The following is a 14,507-nucleotide window of genomic DNA, read 5'->3' as shown; positions in this document are numbered from 1 at the left end:
CAGAAAATTATCCTTCTAAGCATCCTGTTGCACTTAGTTTTTATATATTTTTTTTACAGACAGGCCCGAAGGGTCAAACCCAGCAGGAAGACTGATCTTCAAATCATTCAAAGCATCGCTATCGCAGTCAGGCTTATTGAACACGCCTTTTTTGCTGGCGAAGTTGAAATCTTTCGACAAATTCTGACCGTCTCCATTATTTGTAATAGTGAGGGTAAACTGCGCATTTTGATCTGCAGGACCATCATTAAAGACGCTGATCTGTACCTGGTTTGTGTTGTTACATTTAACAACACGGTAAAAGATCTCTATTGAGTTCCTGGTTTCAGGAAAAACCTGCCAGTTTTTATACACGGTTTCAGAAGACTGGCCAAAAGAAATGCTTACAAAGCCCATAACCAGCATAAAAAAGAGTAGCCGTTTTAACATAATCAAGTTTTTAATTATTAAAAAATTATAGAATACAGTTGGGAACTGCATATTCGATAGGAAATAAGGTCGGGAAGCACAGGTATTTTTCAATTGAACAGCGCAAGGTTCATATGCAGGTTTTTAGTTAGGTTGATTGTAGTAGCGTCTGTAAATTACTGTAGAGAAATATCTACAAGGATGTAATTTGACAAATTGCCAATTCCAGGCAAAATTGAGTTGATAACACAATGATTTTAATAGACTAGAGCATTGATTTCGTAGATGAGACGAAAAAACAGCTTAATTTCAGGCAAAATTTTAGCTCAGTACCCTTACTAACCTCTGCCAAGATGAAATATCGTTGTATCATAATAGATGATAACATTATTGAATGCGACTCGCTTGCGCTGAAACTAAAACAAATTGCCAGCCTGGAAATATATGCCACCCTCTCAAGTGGATTGGAAGCAGTGAATATTTTGAGAGACAACAAAATAGATATTGTTTTTTCTGACATAGACATGCCGGGCCTGTCTGGCATAGAACTGCTGAAAAGCACCAAAAATCACCCCGTTTTTATATTTATTTCATCCCATCCGGAGTATGCTGCCGAGAGCTTCAACCTGAATGTGATCGATTATATCGTAAAACCGGTTAAACTGGAACGACTGATCCATGCCGCCAACAAGGCGATTGAATACATCCAGTTAAAGAGGTTGCAGAATAACCAGGCGGGCCCTAAAGCATCTTCTCCCGATACCGGTAACAACCTGATCAAGACCATCGACGCTCAAGCCTATTTCTTCATCAAAGATGCCAGCGGTTATACCAGGCTTGATATGGGCGACGTGTTATATATTGAAAGTATGGGGGATTTTTCCAAAATACATACTACGAGCCAGAAAACACATTTGGTCCTGGTGAGTTTAAAGAACCTGGAAAAGCAATTGCCCGCCAGCTTCTTCATACGCGTTCACAAACAGTATATGGTTAATCTGCTGTATATTAAAAATATTACAGTGGGCGAAATACTGCTGAAAGACAACAATATAATCCCAATCAGTACAGCCTATAAACAGGCATTGCTGGATACGGTAGTACATAAAAAAACATTGACCCGCTTTGGGGAATAATACCTTCATGCCGCGGGTAAGGTTATATGAAATATACTGCCTGCCCCAGGACGGCTGTTCACAGTGATATTCCCATGTAATATAGCTGCAAAATGCTTGCTTAACAGTAAGCCAAGACCGGTTCCTTTTTCTCTATTGGTCCCGTAGGTGCTTTCAATTGATTTTATGGCGACATCATTGATCTGCTGCACTTTTGTTTCGCTGATTCCTACACCATTATCTCTCACTGAGAGCACCATCTCTTTGCCGTCTCTCTTCGCAAAAATTTCCAATAACCCATCCTGGCCGGAAAATTTAATGGCATTGCTAACCAGGTTACGAACGATCAGTTCTACCATGTTGCGGTCGCCCAATACCCTTACCCCCTCCTTGACGCTGTTGTTCACCGTCAGGTTTTTTGCTCCTATTGTATGGTGCGCGCCACTGATAACATGTTCTACAATAGCTGCCATATCAATATCCTCTATAACGGGTGCAAAGCCCTGCATCTGGCTGGCCGACCAGTTAAGCAGGTTATCCATTAAGCTGGCAGTATGATCCAGTGTGCCTTTTATCAATTCTGTATATTGAGCCAGTCTCTTTTGCTCAATATGCCCGTTTGCCAGCAGTGAGCTGAAAGAGATCAGGTTATTGACCGGCGTTCTGAGATCGTGACTCACAATACCGAATATTGTATCCTTTACCGATACCAGCTCTTCCAAAGTCTGCTTTTGTTTCGAAACCAATTTGTTTAGCTTAACGGTTTTATAGTGGTTGTAAAATACCAGTATTCCAGCACCCAAAGTAGTAATGGCAATTATTGCCAGTGCGGTTGATAATTTTGCATCGAATTCGATCTGTGCCTGCTGGGCGCTGATCCTGCTGTCTTTGATCTTTTTATCGAAACGAGCCCTTAATTGCTCCTTTTGCAACCGGGTGATTTCCAATTTCTTTGCGTTTTCCAGGTCTGCCTCTTTTTTAAGAAAGGCAACTCTTTGAAGGCTTTTTTCCTGATCACTGATCTCTAATTGCTGCTTTCTGAGAATGATCTCCTGCTGTTGTTGTTTTGCCAGCAATATCTGCTGTTTCAGGCTTTCATCGGTCAACTGCTGGGTCAGTTTATATTCCCTTTCCTTAATATTAAAATCGAGTTGCAATTGCTTGCGCGTGATCTCCCTTTCCTTTTCATTATTATAGATGCTGTCACGCATGACAATATACTCCCGGTAATAAAAAAGCGAACTGTCGAAACGGCCTGTTGTTTCATATAAATTACTCAGGCTTTCCAATGCATTTTTTTGTACTCCTGAAACATTGATCTGCCTTGCTATATCCAGGCCCTGTTTCAGGTTAATAAAACCATTCCCATAATCTTTATTTTTTGTATAATACCTGCCCAGGTTTAGGTAATTTTCTGCCAGCGTAAGTTTTTCATTGGCTTTCTTGTTTACCTCCATGGAGGTCAGGTAATATTTCAGCGCAGTTTCTTTGTTTTGCCGGGCTTCGTATATTTTGCCAATGCCCGTCATAATGGAAGATTTCATCGAATAATCCTCTTCTTTCTCTGCTATTGGCAGGGCCCTGTTAAATAGCTGGAGTGCTTTTTCATATTTTTCCGCCGGCCTGATCCGCATGTTCATAAGCTCGTTATCTGAGGCCATCATTAAGATATTTCCAAGTGCTTCACAGGCAACAGCCACTCCTCTGCTTGTACTGCTTGCATCCTCAAATATTTTTAAAGCTTTGTGTATGTATTCCGATGCCTGTTTAAACTGGCCAAGACCCTCATAGATCTCCCCGATATTCATGTAACAACTGGCCACTTCGCCTTTTTTCCCCAAGTGCTCATATAAAATAATTGCATTCTGATGGGCTTCCAGCGATTTAGCATAATCCGGAATATCATTGTACAGCGCTCCCATATTCAGATACGTATCAGCCATATGCACTTTATCGGCAGCTTCCTTTCCCACTTCGAGTGCTTTCTGGTAATAAGAAAGGGCTTTGAGATAATCTGACACACCGTGATAAGAGGCGCCCAATTTATAATAGATAACTTCCAGTATACTTTTATTGGGTAGTTTTTTTGCGAGGGAAACAGCCGCTTCGCCGAAGCTTTCCACTTTATCGAACTGTTTCAAAATTGCATACTGCCTGAAAATATTGCGCAGGTAAATAACCTTTAAAGAATCTTCTTTCTGATACGCCTCGTTTACGCGTAATAAGCTATCTAATTTTGCCTGCTGCGTCCACCCCACACCTATACAACCGGTGAATATCACAAGCATCAACAATATCTTCTTCATAAAAGGTTCAGTAGTTTCGACGTCCTGTTTAAATCAACCAGGGTTAGTTCGTTTAAAATTAAACGAATAACCCATAACATTGTCTAACAATATAAATAAAAAATAATGCAACCTTTCGTATGCATTAAAAAAATCATCCTTTGCATGAAACGCATCTATCGGAACCGTACTCATCCTGATGTTGCTGATTTACCTCAACTCATTGATCCTGCTCATTGGATTTGAATTAAACGTCAGTATTACATACCTAACTAGGAAGGCAGAGGAAAGAAACAGTTGAATATTATTTTTCAACTTTTTATGGATTTCTTAACGGCCCGCATCTCATACTGATATCAAAAACGAATGCATATGAAAAAAAGCCGCTTTTTCCGGAACCTGATCATCATTGCTTTACTTTTTTTGATTACCTACGCCCTCAGTGACGGCATCCATTATGGCAGCACATTGGGTACTACGCTGGCTATCTGTAGCTTATCGGCATTGGCAGTAGCCATTTATCTTTTCCGAAGATTATCTCAACTAAAAGAAGAAGAAGAGACGCAGTTATAATGTCCCGATGGCTCGATACTCAATTACTCAATGATGATACGCAGGGGGGCGTTAAAAAACGCATTGAGTGTTGAGCCATTGGCACATTATTCAGCCAATTTCTTCAATTCAAGAACCAGCCTTGTCTCTGGTAACTGGTGATTAAAAAATTGCCGGTAATGCTTTTTATTGTTTACCATCAAGGTCACCGGGATGGTGCCGTCCCAGGATTTGTCTATCATCGGACAAAAAACATTGGGATCTTGTTCATCGAGCCATATAATACTGGAATGATAATGCTGCTTTTGGGCAAAAGCTGCGATCGCTTTGGGATAATCATCGGGGAAGTCGAGACTCACGAGTACCAACTTCACACCCTTTGCTTTGAAAGCCGCCACTTGTTTTTCGAACCAGGGGATCTCGTGCACACAGGGGCCGCACCAACTTGCCCAAAAATTAAAGACCGTAGGCGCGGAACTGGTATCAACCATCTTCATCAGTTCACCGATCTTCATTTTAGGGATCGACTGGGCCTCCGTCATTACTGATAGCAGGTAGCAGCATAAGCAAATAAGTAGTTTTTTCATAGCGATACATTTAATAATTCTGGGTTGTAATACCCCATTCGGTCATTAGTTGATCTGATTGAGCTTTCGGCAGAGACTGCTGCTCATAATGCCCTGCAAGGGTTTTCTGTCGCATAGCTTCATAAATACTCACAGCGCAGGCAACAGACACATTCAGGCTTTGGATGATGCCAACCTGGGGGATGATGAAATTACCGTCGGCCAGCAACCTGATCTCTTCACTCACGCCGGAATGCTCATTGCCGAACACAAGCGCTACACTCCCTGTAAAATCGATATCATAAACACTTACAGCATCGGCGGCAAGATGCGTGGTAAAAATGCGGCTGTATTGCTGTCTTAATTGTGCAAAGCACGCTGCAGCATTATCGAAATGATGTACGGTCAACCATTTGGCTGCGCTGCTGCTGCTTTTAGGTCCGAACTTGTCGTGACGTGGAATTTTGGTATTTAGAATATATATATCCTGTATGCCTACCGCATCACAGGTTCGCATGACTGCGGCAATATTATGCGGATCCTGTATATTTTCCATCACTACAGTCAGGTTGGGTTGGCGCTTATTCAATACTTGTATCAATTTATTTTTCCTTTCCGGTGTCATGCGCTTGTTCTTGCTTCGAAATTCGACAACAACGGAGAAGAAACCAAATAAAACTCCTTTGCCCCGGGCTTAAGCCCGGGGCAAAGGAGTTTTATGATCACTGTCAAAACCATGCGTGTTTAGTCTCTTTCGCGGCGGCCCCAGCCTCTGCCCTGTTCGCGCTCGCGTTCACCGCGGTCTCCCCAACGGCCACCACGGTCATCATCGTCGCGGTCTCCCCTGTCCCATTTGCGGTTATCGTGGCCATTGTAGAATTTGTCTTTCCATTTTCCGCCATAACCATAACGATCGCCACCATACGCCGGGTATCTGTTGTCTATTACCACGGGCCTTCTGTAGGTATTGTAATAATCACGGTAACGATCCCGGTAATAATCGCAACGATACCAGGGTCTGGGTTCATTGATGGCTACTTTATATCCGCCATAAAGGTCATAATCACTATACATAGCAGGCAAAGAAGCGCCGATCACCCAGCGTCCGTCGCTCAGGTAAATGAATGAGCGATGGGGGATATCATAATAACTATCAATCTCAGGGAGGTAATAATAATCGCCCTCATATTCACCGGGCAAGCCCCAGGCAGGTCTCCCTATGTTGAGGTTCACATTCAGTCGAACCTGTGCTTCTGTATAACTGCTCATCAGCACAGCTGCGAGCAACAAGGTGGGTAGAATTAACTTTTTCATGGTCGAACGTTTTATACTCTATATAAGCCAAACGCAATGCCAGAAACGACTAAATCTGTTAAACAAATGTAAATCTGCATCTTATAAGGGACTGATACCCAGGCCAGGTTTTCCTGATACAAGAACAGTTCCGAAATCATAAGTCAGCCCTTGTGCTACATCTTGTGATAACAGCAAGGGGCCGTCCAGGTCTGCATGGTCCAGTTGCGGCAGAAAATGCGCAATAGCCGATGAACCAATTGTAGATTCATTCATACTTCCCATCATTACCTGCATGCCCAATGAACGTGCTTTTGTGATCATTCGCCTGGCAGGCGTGATGCCACTGCATTTGGTGAGCTTGATGTTGATCCCGTGAAAACGGCCATGGCATTTTTCCACGTCTGTTTCCGTTACACAACTTTCATCTGCAAATAATGGAAGTGGCGATCCTTCAAATAAAACTTTCATCCCCTCCCAGTTGTCTTTTGCCAGCGGTTGTTCGATGAACTCTACACCCAGTTCGGCCAGTTGCGGTATTTTTTCCAATGCTTCTTCGGTTGTCCATCCGGCATTGGCATCGATCCTGAAACGAGCATCGGTATTGGCTCGCAATGCTTTTACAATGGCGATGTCTTCATCGGTTCCCAGTTTGATCTTGTATACCGGCCAGGGCTTTGCTTTCATTTTGGCCACCATTTGGTCTATCTGGTCAATACCAATGGTATAATCTGTGATAGCAGTATGTTCCCATTTCGTATTCCACAAAGCATAGAGCGGCTGGCCTTTCATTTTTCCGTACAGGTCCCAGCAGGCTATGTCCAGTGCACATACAAGGAATGGATTGTTTGGAAAAAGATGGTGCAGGTAATGCCAGTATCTTTCGGGATCGGTGAGTGCAAATTTTTCCACCAATGTTTTTTTGCTTTCCAGGTCTGCCATCATTTGTTCCACTGTGATATTGTAATACACAATGGCCGGCGCCTCGCCGATGCCGGTAAAAGGCCCCAACTCCAGTGTTACTACCAATGCTGGCTGATGGGTTTTGGTACGTCCGTTCGAGATGGTGAACGGGTATTGAAAAGGGAGGTTCTGCTGCCAGTATCGAAGTTTCAAAGCTGTTATTTTAAATTAATCAGACAATCTGCCACTGGCTATTACATAATTATAGAATTCCTCATTGAATGCATTGGCCGCAAGTAATGATTCCAAAGTAAGGTGCATGCGGTATTGCCAGTAATGGCGGGGATTAGCGGGTATGTTGATACGTTCTTCACCGGGATTCTCGCGGCGCAATTGCTCGCTTATGCCCAGGATATCCTGCAATTGAAAAATGCTCCACATAGCGGGTGAATGCAGGTGTTGCAATACAATGGCTTTGTTGATCCATGGCTCACAATAATAAGGCGCTGTTCCGGGCTCTTCAAGTTCCTCGTTGTAGAATTGCTGTATCGTTGTTTTGTCTTCTTCCCACCAGCCGCGTATGGTACTCATATCATGCGTAGAGGGCGTTACCACACTCAGGTAAGGCGCATCTTTGGGGTTGAAGAATTTTGTATGGCTGGCCTTGGGCATCCGCTGTATCTCAAGGCTCAGCAGTCCCAATTGGTGCATCACATCAGGTACACAAGCCGGCACGAGGCCCAGGTCTTCCCCGCATACCAGCATATTGGTCACCCGCTTCAAAGCAGGCAGTTTGAGCAACGCTTCTTTCTTCCAGAACTCATCCTGTCTGCGGAAGAAATAATCTATATACAGCTCATGCAGGGCCTGTTTTGTCTGCTCATCGAGGTGGCGATATGAACTGGTATTTTCCATCCCGAAACGGAAATGAAAATGCATGCCATCAGCCTGCTCTGCTTCGAACAATATCACATTGCTGATCAAATCGAAAAGACCCGTTTTGACTTTCTGGTGATGCGCATCATTTTCCAGCGCTGCGAAATAAGTCTCTACCTGCCGTTGTGTAGCAAAAGCAGGTTTGAGAGCATACGAACCATCTCCGGCAGATTGCAGAAATTCTTTTTTAACCAGATCGTTGTCGTGCCCGAATATTTCCCATAATACCTGATCTGAGATATATGGCTGGGTAAAACGATGCAGATCTATATTGATCTTCCTGTTATGAAATTCATTGATGCGTACCGGAATAGCAGGCACAAAATGTCCCATGATACCTTCTATTGCATGCATGGGAATGCTGAATATCCGGAAGAAACCCAATATATGATCGATACGGAAAGCATCGAAATAGTAACTCATCTGTTCAAAACGCTGCTTCCACCAGGCGAAACCATCTTCACGCATGCGCTCCCAGTTGTAAGTGGGAAATCCCCAGTTCTGTCCCTTCACGGCAAAATCATCGGGTGGCGCACCCGCCTGCGCATCCATGTGATACAATTCAGGATTCTGCCATGCATCCACACCATGCCTGTACACACCAATGGCTATATCGCCTTTAACAATGATGCCATTCGCATGTGCATAAGCGGTGGCTTCTTTCAGTTGTAAGTGCAGGTTGTACTGGATATAATAATGTAACCCTATTTCATCCTGGTGTGAACCGATCAGTGTTTGAATGGTGGTTGCATCGTACCGGGCATATTGAGGCCACTGGTTGAAATCAACCGTTCCATACAGGTCGCGCAGGTAACAAAAGGCAGCATAGGGTTCCAGCCAATGTTTGTTCTGTTCAAAATAATCCTGGTAATCTTTGTGCAGGAAAAAATCATTTTTTGCTTCTGCATACAGGTCCTGGATGATCGACCACTTGGTCTTGATCACCGATTCATAATCCACTACCGGCAAATGATTCAGCCGCTCTCTTTCTTCGGATATTTTTTGCCGTATGGTTTTGTTTTTGGTACCGGCAAGCACTTCCACATTCAGGTAAATAGGATGCAGTGCAAAAGCCGAAATCGCTGCATACGGATAAGAATCTGTCCAGCTATGTGTAGCCGTTGTATCGTTCACCGGTAACAGCTGTATCAGTTTCAAGCCCGTAGTACGTGCCCAGTTGACCAGCAGTTTCAGGTCGGTAAACTCTCCTACCCCCAGGCTCTGCTCACTGCGCAGGCCGAACACAGGAATAGCAACGCCTGCACCTTTCCAGGTATTATCGGGCAATATGGTGAATCCATCATTCACAGTCACCTGCCTGTTTTTGGCGCCGGGGTCGTTCAAAATCCTGTTGTCGCCATCTTCATACCGTAGGAAAATATTTTTCTCTGTATCGTATACACCATACTTGTAAGCAATCGGGAAAGACGCGTGGCTCAGATCGAGCGATGCTGTAAAGCTATCCTCCCCTTCCTGCCTGTTCATCAATACCGGTGCAACAGTATCCCAATTCCCCAATTCAACAGTATTGCCCAGTATGCACAGGGTTTGGCCGGCTTGCAAGAGCGGACTCTTTACCATCAGCACATGCGTTGTTTTTCCAACATGATCGCTTTTTATTGCTGTATGGTTGTGTTTCAGTAAAACCTGCTTGAAGGGCTCGGTATAAAATGCATTCTCAAAATAACCGGCGTAATTCCAGGCATCGTAAAAAATAGTCTCTGCTTTACAGAGTCTGGCGGGATTGAATTTTTTATCGGCGCCCCAGTCAAAACTAATGAGGCCATCTGCATTTTTCAGTACATAATTATACGTGATCTCCTGGTCGGTGCATTGCGCTTCGTTCAACTCAATAACAGCCCGCCAATAATCACCGTTCTCATATTCCATGGACAATGCACCCGCTAAATCGTTATTGCCTAACAACAAATGATTTCCCACGATGAACAGTTCCTGTCCGAATAACGTATGAAATTTCAGTTGGAAGGTTATTTTCCGAAATACGCCTGGTGCTTTTTTTGCCACAGCAGTTGCAGGCACAGCAGGAGCATGATATTGTCTGGCAGAAGGCAAGCGATCCGTTTTCAATTCTTACAATATAGGGTTAGGGTGCTAAAGTAGTAAATAATGTGTATTTATAACACAATAAAAAGATCCAGCTTGCAAAATAAGCTTTCAGTCGCATTTATCCTGTTTTCACGCTAACAATCCTAGCCCTATCTTTGGCAGACTAACAATTGTTCGTAGATGAAGCATCAATTCAACCGCAACGAAGACTGGATGAAGTTGGCTGTATCGCAGGTGCGCAGCCGGTTTGAGCAAATTTGCCAGGGAGGCGGCAAAAAGGCTATTGCCCGCCAGGCAGAGCGTAACAAGCTCACAGCCCGTGAAAGGATCGCTTACCTGTGTGACAGTGACCAACCTTTTCATGAAATAGGCGCTTTCGCCGGTTATGATATGTATGAGGCTGAAGGCGGGTGCCCGGCCGGCGGAACCGTTGCCGGCATCGGTTACATCAGCGGCAGGCAATGCGTGGTGGTGGCCAACGACCAGACTGTGAAAGCGGGCGCCTGGTTTCCCATCACCGGTAAAAAAAACCTGCGCTTGCAGGAAATAGCTATGGAGAACAGGTTACCCATCATTTACCTGGTAGATAGTGCAGGTGTATTCCTTCCCATGCAGGATGAAATATTTCCCGACAAAGAACATTTTGGGAGGATATTCCGCAACAATGCCCGCATGAGCGCTATGGGCATTACACAGATCGCGGCTGTGATGGGCGCATGCGTGGCAGGCGGCGCTTACCTGCCCATCATGAGCGATGAGACCCTGATGGTAGAAGGCAACGGCAGTATTTTTTTAGCAGGGCCTTATCTTGTCAAGGCAGCCATTGGCGAAGAAGTGGATGCAGAAACATTGGGGGGCGCTGAAACACACAATGCCATCAGCGGCATTGCCGATTATAAATTCAGCAATGAACAGGAATGCCTCGATCACATCAAAAAAATGGTATCTAAATTAGGGCCGCAAGCATTGGCAGGATTCAACAGAACAACTGCCCTGCCACCTAAAAAAGATCCTGCGCATTTATATGGCATCATTCCCGAAGGCAACCTCAGACCTTACGATATGCGCGAGATCATCGCCTGTATTACCGATGATAGTGTATTCGAAGAATTCAAACAGGAATATGGACAAACCATTCTCTGTGGTTATGCCCGTATCGACGGATGGGCAGTAGGTATTGTGGCTAACCAACGGCTCGTATGCAAAACAAAAAAAGGAGAAATGCAATTGGGCGGTGTTATTTACAACGACAGTGCTGATAAAGCAGCCCGCTTCATTCTCAATTGCAACCAGAAAAAAATACCGCTTGTTTTTTTGCAGGATGTGACCGGCTTCATGGTAGGCAGCCGCAGCGAACACAGTGGCATCATCAAAGACGGCGCCAAGCTGGTGAATGCAGTGGCTAATTCCATAGTGCCAAAGATCACCATCATAATAGGCAACAGCTATGGCGCCGGTAATTATGCCATGTGCGGCAAAGCCTATGATCCGCGTTTCATTTATGCATGGCCTTCGGCAAGGATCGCCGTGATGGGTGGTGAGCAGGCTGCTAAAACTTTATTACAGATACAGGTAGCGGCCATGAAGCAACAAGGCAAAGAAATATCGTCCGAAGAAGAACAGCAATTGTTGCAAACCATCAAAGACCGTTACGAAAGCCAGACCTCTCCGTATTATGCAGCGGCCAGGTTATGGGTGGATGATATCATTGATCCTATTCAAACACGTGAACTGATCGCTGCCGGCATTCATGCGGCCAACCACAATGCTGTTATTGATGAATTTAAAACCGGTGTGTTCCAGGTCTGAGAGCACATTGAAAATATTGCTTTAATTTTAGCACCTCATTCATTACCTATTCCATGTCATTACCCATTTATATTGTCAATGCATTCACACATACCATGTTCGGCGGCAATCCGGCAGCTGTATGTCCGCTTGAGTCCTGGCTTCCCACCGACACCATGCAGCAATTAGCCAATCAAAACAATTTATCTGAGACTGCTTTTTTTGTGCAACGGAAAGACGGCGCTTATGATATCCGTTGGTTCACTCCTGAATTTGAAATAGACCTTGCCGGGCATCCAACACTGGCTACGGCATTCATCATTTTCACAGAACTGGGATACAATCAGCCATCTATCCGCTTTTATTGCAAAAGTGGTGAACTCAACGTTACCCGTAAAGAAGATATATTGGAAATGAATTTCCCTGCACGCATGCCCGTTGCTGTAGAAGCGCCGGTTGAACTGCTGAAGGGACTGAGTATCCCTCCTGCCCGTGTACTGAAGTCGCGCGATTATTTTGTGGTGTACAACACACAGGAAGAAGTAGAAAAAGTAACGCCCAATTATTTGCACCTGAACCAGGTGCCCAATACAACAGGCATCATTGTTACCGCAAAAGGACATGAAGCCGATTTTGTATCACGTTTTTTTGTACCCAACTCTGCTATCGGAGAAGACCCTGTTACCGGATCAGCCCATGCTACACTCATTCCATTCTGGGCCAATGAACTACAGCGAACAGATATGAAAGCCATTCAATTGTCTAAAAGACGCGGTCATCTTTGGTGTGGTTTTCTGGGAGAAAGGGTTACCATTGCTGGACAGGCCATATTGTACATGAAAGGAACTTATTCGCTGTCATGAGTGAACAACTACAGGGACACCAGTTACTCATTTATACCGATGGCGCTGCAAGGGGTAATCCCGGGCCTGGCGGTTATGGTGTGGTATTGCTATGGGGACAACAGCGCAAAGAATTATCGGCCGGCTATCGTCTTACCACCAACAATCGCATGGAATTGCTGGCGGTGATCGTGGCACTGGAATCGCTCACTAAAAAAAATATTCCACTCACTATCTATACCGATAGCCAGTATATAGTGAATTCCGTAGAAAAAAAATGGCTCGACAACTGGATACGCACCGATTTCAAAGGAGGGAAAAAAAATAAAGACCTCTGGACGCGTTATTATCAACTCACACGCCATTACAAACCGCGCTTTGTATGGGTGAAGGGACATGCCGATAATGCCCTGAATAACCGTTGCGATGAGCTCGCTACAGCAGCGGCCGACAGCAAGCATTTATTGATTGATGAAGGATATGAACGGTCACTCAACGTCTGATGATTCACCAGGCACGAATGCTTTGAAGATGGTACAGGGTCCGGATGCATAAATAGTATATTCAGCTCCTGGCAGCATAGCCACTGCTTCTCCCCTTTTCAGCACAAGGCTATTATCGATCAATGCGCCGCCATCTGTTACAATGCATATTTCAAGCGAAGCAGCCCGGCTGGTATAAGAAAGTCCGCTATTGAGTTCAATTTTGCTGATACCAAAATCAGGCACAGGGCATGGATAAACGGTTTCTCCCGGGAGCACTGTTTTTCCATTCAGAATTTCAGGTACTACTTCTTCAAAAATGGTATGCTTCATGAGCTCCGGCACATCAATGTGTTTGGGTGTGAGTCCGCCCCGTAATACATTATCGCTATTGGCCATCAACTCTATGTTTTGTCCCTGCAGGTATGCATGCGGAATACCCGCACCCTGGAATATGGCCTGGCCGGGACTGAGCCGAACAATGTTGAAAAAATAAATCGAAAAAATACCCCTGTCAATATCCGCTCCTTCAGGCTGGTAAGCATACCATTCCGCCACCCACCATGCGGGGTGCGACGGGTCGATGGTTCCTTCCTGTTTCAACCGGATAGCTCTTTTTACCAATGGGGTCAATAAAGCACTCACTTCGGCTTGTCCCATTTCCATTACCATCTGATACAAAGCCTTAACGCCCGCTTTCCTGAAATAAGGCAGGAATACATTGAATTCAGGCACTTCACTCAACAACTTTTCCAGCGCCGCTTTGGATTTAAATCCATGTAATAGCCAGAACTCGCTCAACGCTACCATCACTTCGGGTTTATGGTTGCGGTCTTTATAGTTGCGATGTGGTGCGTTCAATGGTATGCCCTCCGCTTCTTCCGCATCATATCCTTTTTCCGCTTCTTTTTTGGTAGGATGCACTTGTATGGAAAGCATCTGCTTCACATCGAGCACTTTGAAGAGATAAGGCAGTTCACCAAAAGCCTGGTACACTTTTTCACCCAGCATAGTTGCCGGGTGACAGCTGATGGCTTCATATAATGATTGATTCCCTTTAGAAGAGATGAGTTCAGAAGGTGCAGAAGGATGTGCGCCCATCCAGTATTCTGCAAAAGGTTTTTTCTGTTCATTGGAAATACCCAAAAGACCCGGGATAAATTCCGCTCCGCCCCAAGCGTAGTGTTGCACTTTACCTTGCAGTCGTATGATTTTATCGCTTTGTTGTTGCATCGCTGAAACCCGTTATACTTTTAAAAAACTACACATA

Annotated in this window: 13 protein-coding genes; 5 read left to right on the top strand and 8 right to left on the bottom strand. The window is 44.6% G+C overall.

Annotation, left to right across the window (positions count from 1 at the left end; genetic code table 11):
- Positions 1–33 precede the first annotated feature (33 nt).
- Complete coding sequence (locus SEDOR53_RS0111960) at positions 34–429, bottom strand: hypothetical protein (protein ID WP_157576793.1); 396 nt, start codon at positions 427–429, stop codon at positions 34–36.
- A 332-nt stretch (positions 430–761) separates the two neighbouring features.
- Between SEDOR53_RS0111960 and SEDOR53_RS0111955 the strand changes: the two genes are divergently transcribed.
- On the top strand, positions 762–1,544 hold the full coding sequence (locus SEDOR53_RS0111955; protein ID WP_026769937.1) for a LytTR family DNA-binding domain-containing protein: 783 nt from the start codon (positions 762–764) through the stop codon (positions 1,542–1,544).
- Positions 1,545–1,549: 5 nt separating this feature from the next.
- Here the strand turns inward: SEDOR53_RS0111955 and SEDOR53_RS0111950 are convergent, their stop codons facing one another.
- Positions 1,550–3,829: a tetratricopeptide repeat protein gene (locus SEDOR53_RS0111950; protein WP_037361162.1), complete on the bottom strand. Its 2,280-nt coding sequence runs from the start codon at positions 3,827–3,829 to the stop codon at positions 1,550–1,552.
- 351 nt (positions 3,830–4,180) lie between these two features.
- Between SEDOR53_RS0111950 and SEDOR53_RS0111945 the strand changes: the two genes are divergently transcribed.
- Positions 4,181–4,381, top strand: a complete 201-nt coding sequence (locus SEDOR53_RS0111945; RefSeq protein ID WP_037361160.1) for a hypothetical protein — start codon at positions 4,181–4,183, stop codon at positions 4,379–4,381.
- An 86-nt stretch (positions 4,382–4,467) separates the two neighbouring features.
- Here the strand turns inward: SEDOR53_RS0111945 and SEDOR53_RS17845 are convergent, their stop codons facing one another.
- The 5 genes from SEDOR53_RS17845 to SEDOR53_RS0111920 form a co-directional block, all read right to left on the bottom strand.
- A complete protein-coding gene (locus tag SEDOR53_RS17845) occupies positions 4,468–4,947 on the bottom strand; it encodes a TlpA disulfide reductase family protein (protein WP_084220420.1) in 480 nt (159 codons plus the stop codon).
- A gap of 10 nt (positions 4,948–4,957) precedes the next feature.
- The gene (locus SEDOR53_RS17840) at positions 4,958–5,551 is read right to left on the bottom strand and encodes an RNA methyltransferase (RefSeq protein ID WP_037361158.1); all 594 of its coding nucleotides are present in this window, start codon (positions 5,549–5,551) and stop codon (positions 4,958–4,960) included.
- A gap of 119 nt (positions 5,552–5,670) precedes the next feature.
- Positions 5,671–6,240: a hypothetical protein gene (locus SEDOR53_RS18595; RefSeq protein WP_051416617.1), complete on the bottom strand. Its 570-nt coding sequence runs from the start codon at positions 6,238–6,240 to the stop codon at positions 5,671–5,673.
- A gap of 81 nt (positions 6,241–6,321) precedes the next feature.
- Positions 6,322–7,335 carry a dipeptide epimerase gene (locus tag SEDOR53_RS0111925; protein ID WP_026769934.1) on the bottom strand — a complete coding sequence of 338 codons (1,014 nt, stop codon included), beginning with the start codon at positions 7,333–7,335 and terminating at the stop codon, positions 6,322–6,324.
- A 15-nt stretch (positions 7,336–7,350) separates the two neighbouring features.
- Positions 7,351–10,131 carry a 4-alpha-glucanotransferase gene (locus SEDOR53_RS0111920; RefSeq protein ID WP_232214772.1) on the bottom strand — a complete coding sequence of 927 codons (2,781 nt, stop codon included), beginning with the start codon at positions 10,129–10,131 and terminating at the stop codon, positions 7,351–7,353.
- A 174-nt stretch (positions 10,132–10,305) separates the two neighbouring features.
- On the opposite strand from SEDOR53_RS0111920, the gene SEDOR53_RS0111915 reads away from it, so the two are divergent.
- The 3 genes from SEDOR53_RS0111915 to rnhA are packed head-to-tail and all read left to right on the top strand — an operon-like array spanning position 10,306 to position 13,258.
- On the top strand, positions 10,306–11,934 hold the full coding sequence (locus SEDOR53_RS0111915; protein WP_026769932.1) for an acyl-CoA carboxylase subunit beta: 1,629 nt from the start codon (positions 10,306–10,308) through the stop codon (positions 11,932–11,934).
- 53 nt (positions 11,935–11,987) lie between these two features.
- A complete protein-coding gene (locus SEDOR53_RS0111910) occupies positions 11,988–12,776 on the top strand; it encodes a PhzF family phenazine biosynthesis protein (protein ID WP_026769931.1) in 789 nt (262 codons plus the stop codon).
- Positions 12,773–13,258, top strand: a complete 486-nt coding sequence (rnhA, locus tag SEDOR53_RS0111905) for a ribonuclease HI (RefSeq protein WP_026769930.1) — start codon at positions 12,773–12,775, stop codon at positions 13,256–13,258. The genes SEDOR53_RS0111910 and rnhA overlap by 4 nt, the downstream gene beginning before the upstream one ends.
- Here rnhA and manA read toward each other — a convergent pair.
- Complete coding sequence (gene manA / locus SEDOR53_RS0111900; protein ID WP_026769929.1) at positions 13,244–14,470, bottom strand: mannose-6-phosphate isomerase, class I; 1,227 nt, start codon at positions 14,468–14,470, stop codon at positions 13,244–13,246. The genes rnhA and manA overlap by 15 nt on opposite strands.
- Between the last annotated feature and the right edge of the window lie 37 nt (positions 14,471–14,507).

Source organism: Asinibacterium sp. OR53 (assembly GCF_000515315.1).
Lineage (GTDB): Bacteria > Bacteroidota > Bacteroidia > Chitinophagales > Chitinophagaceae > Sediminibacterium.
Note: the sequence above shows the minus strand (reverse complement) of the source record. Positions and strands in the feature narration are given on the sequence as shown.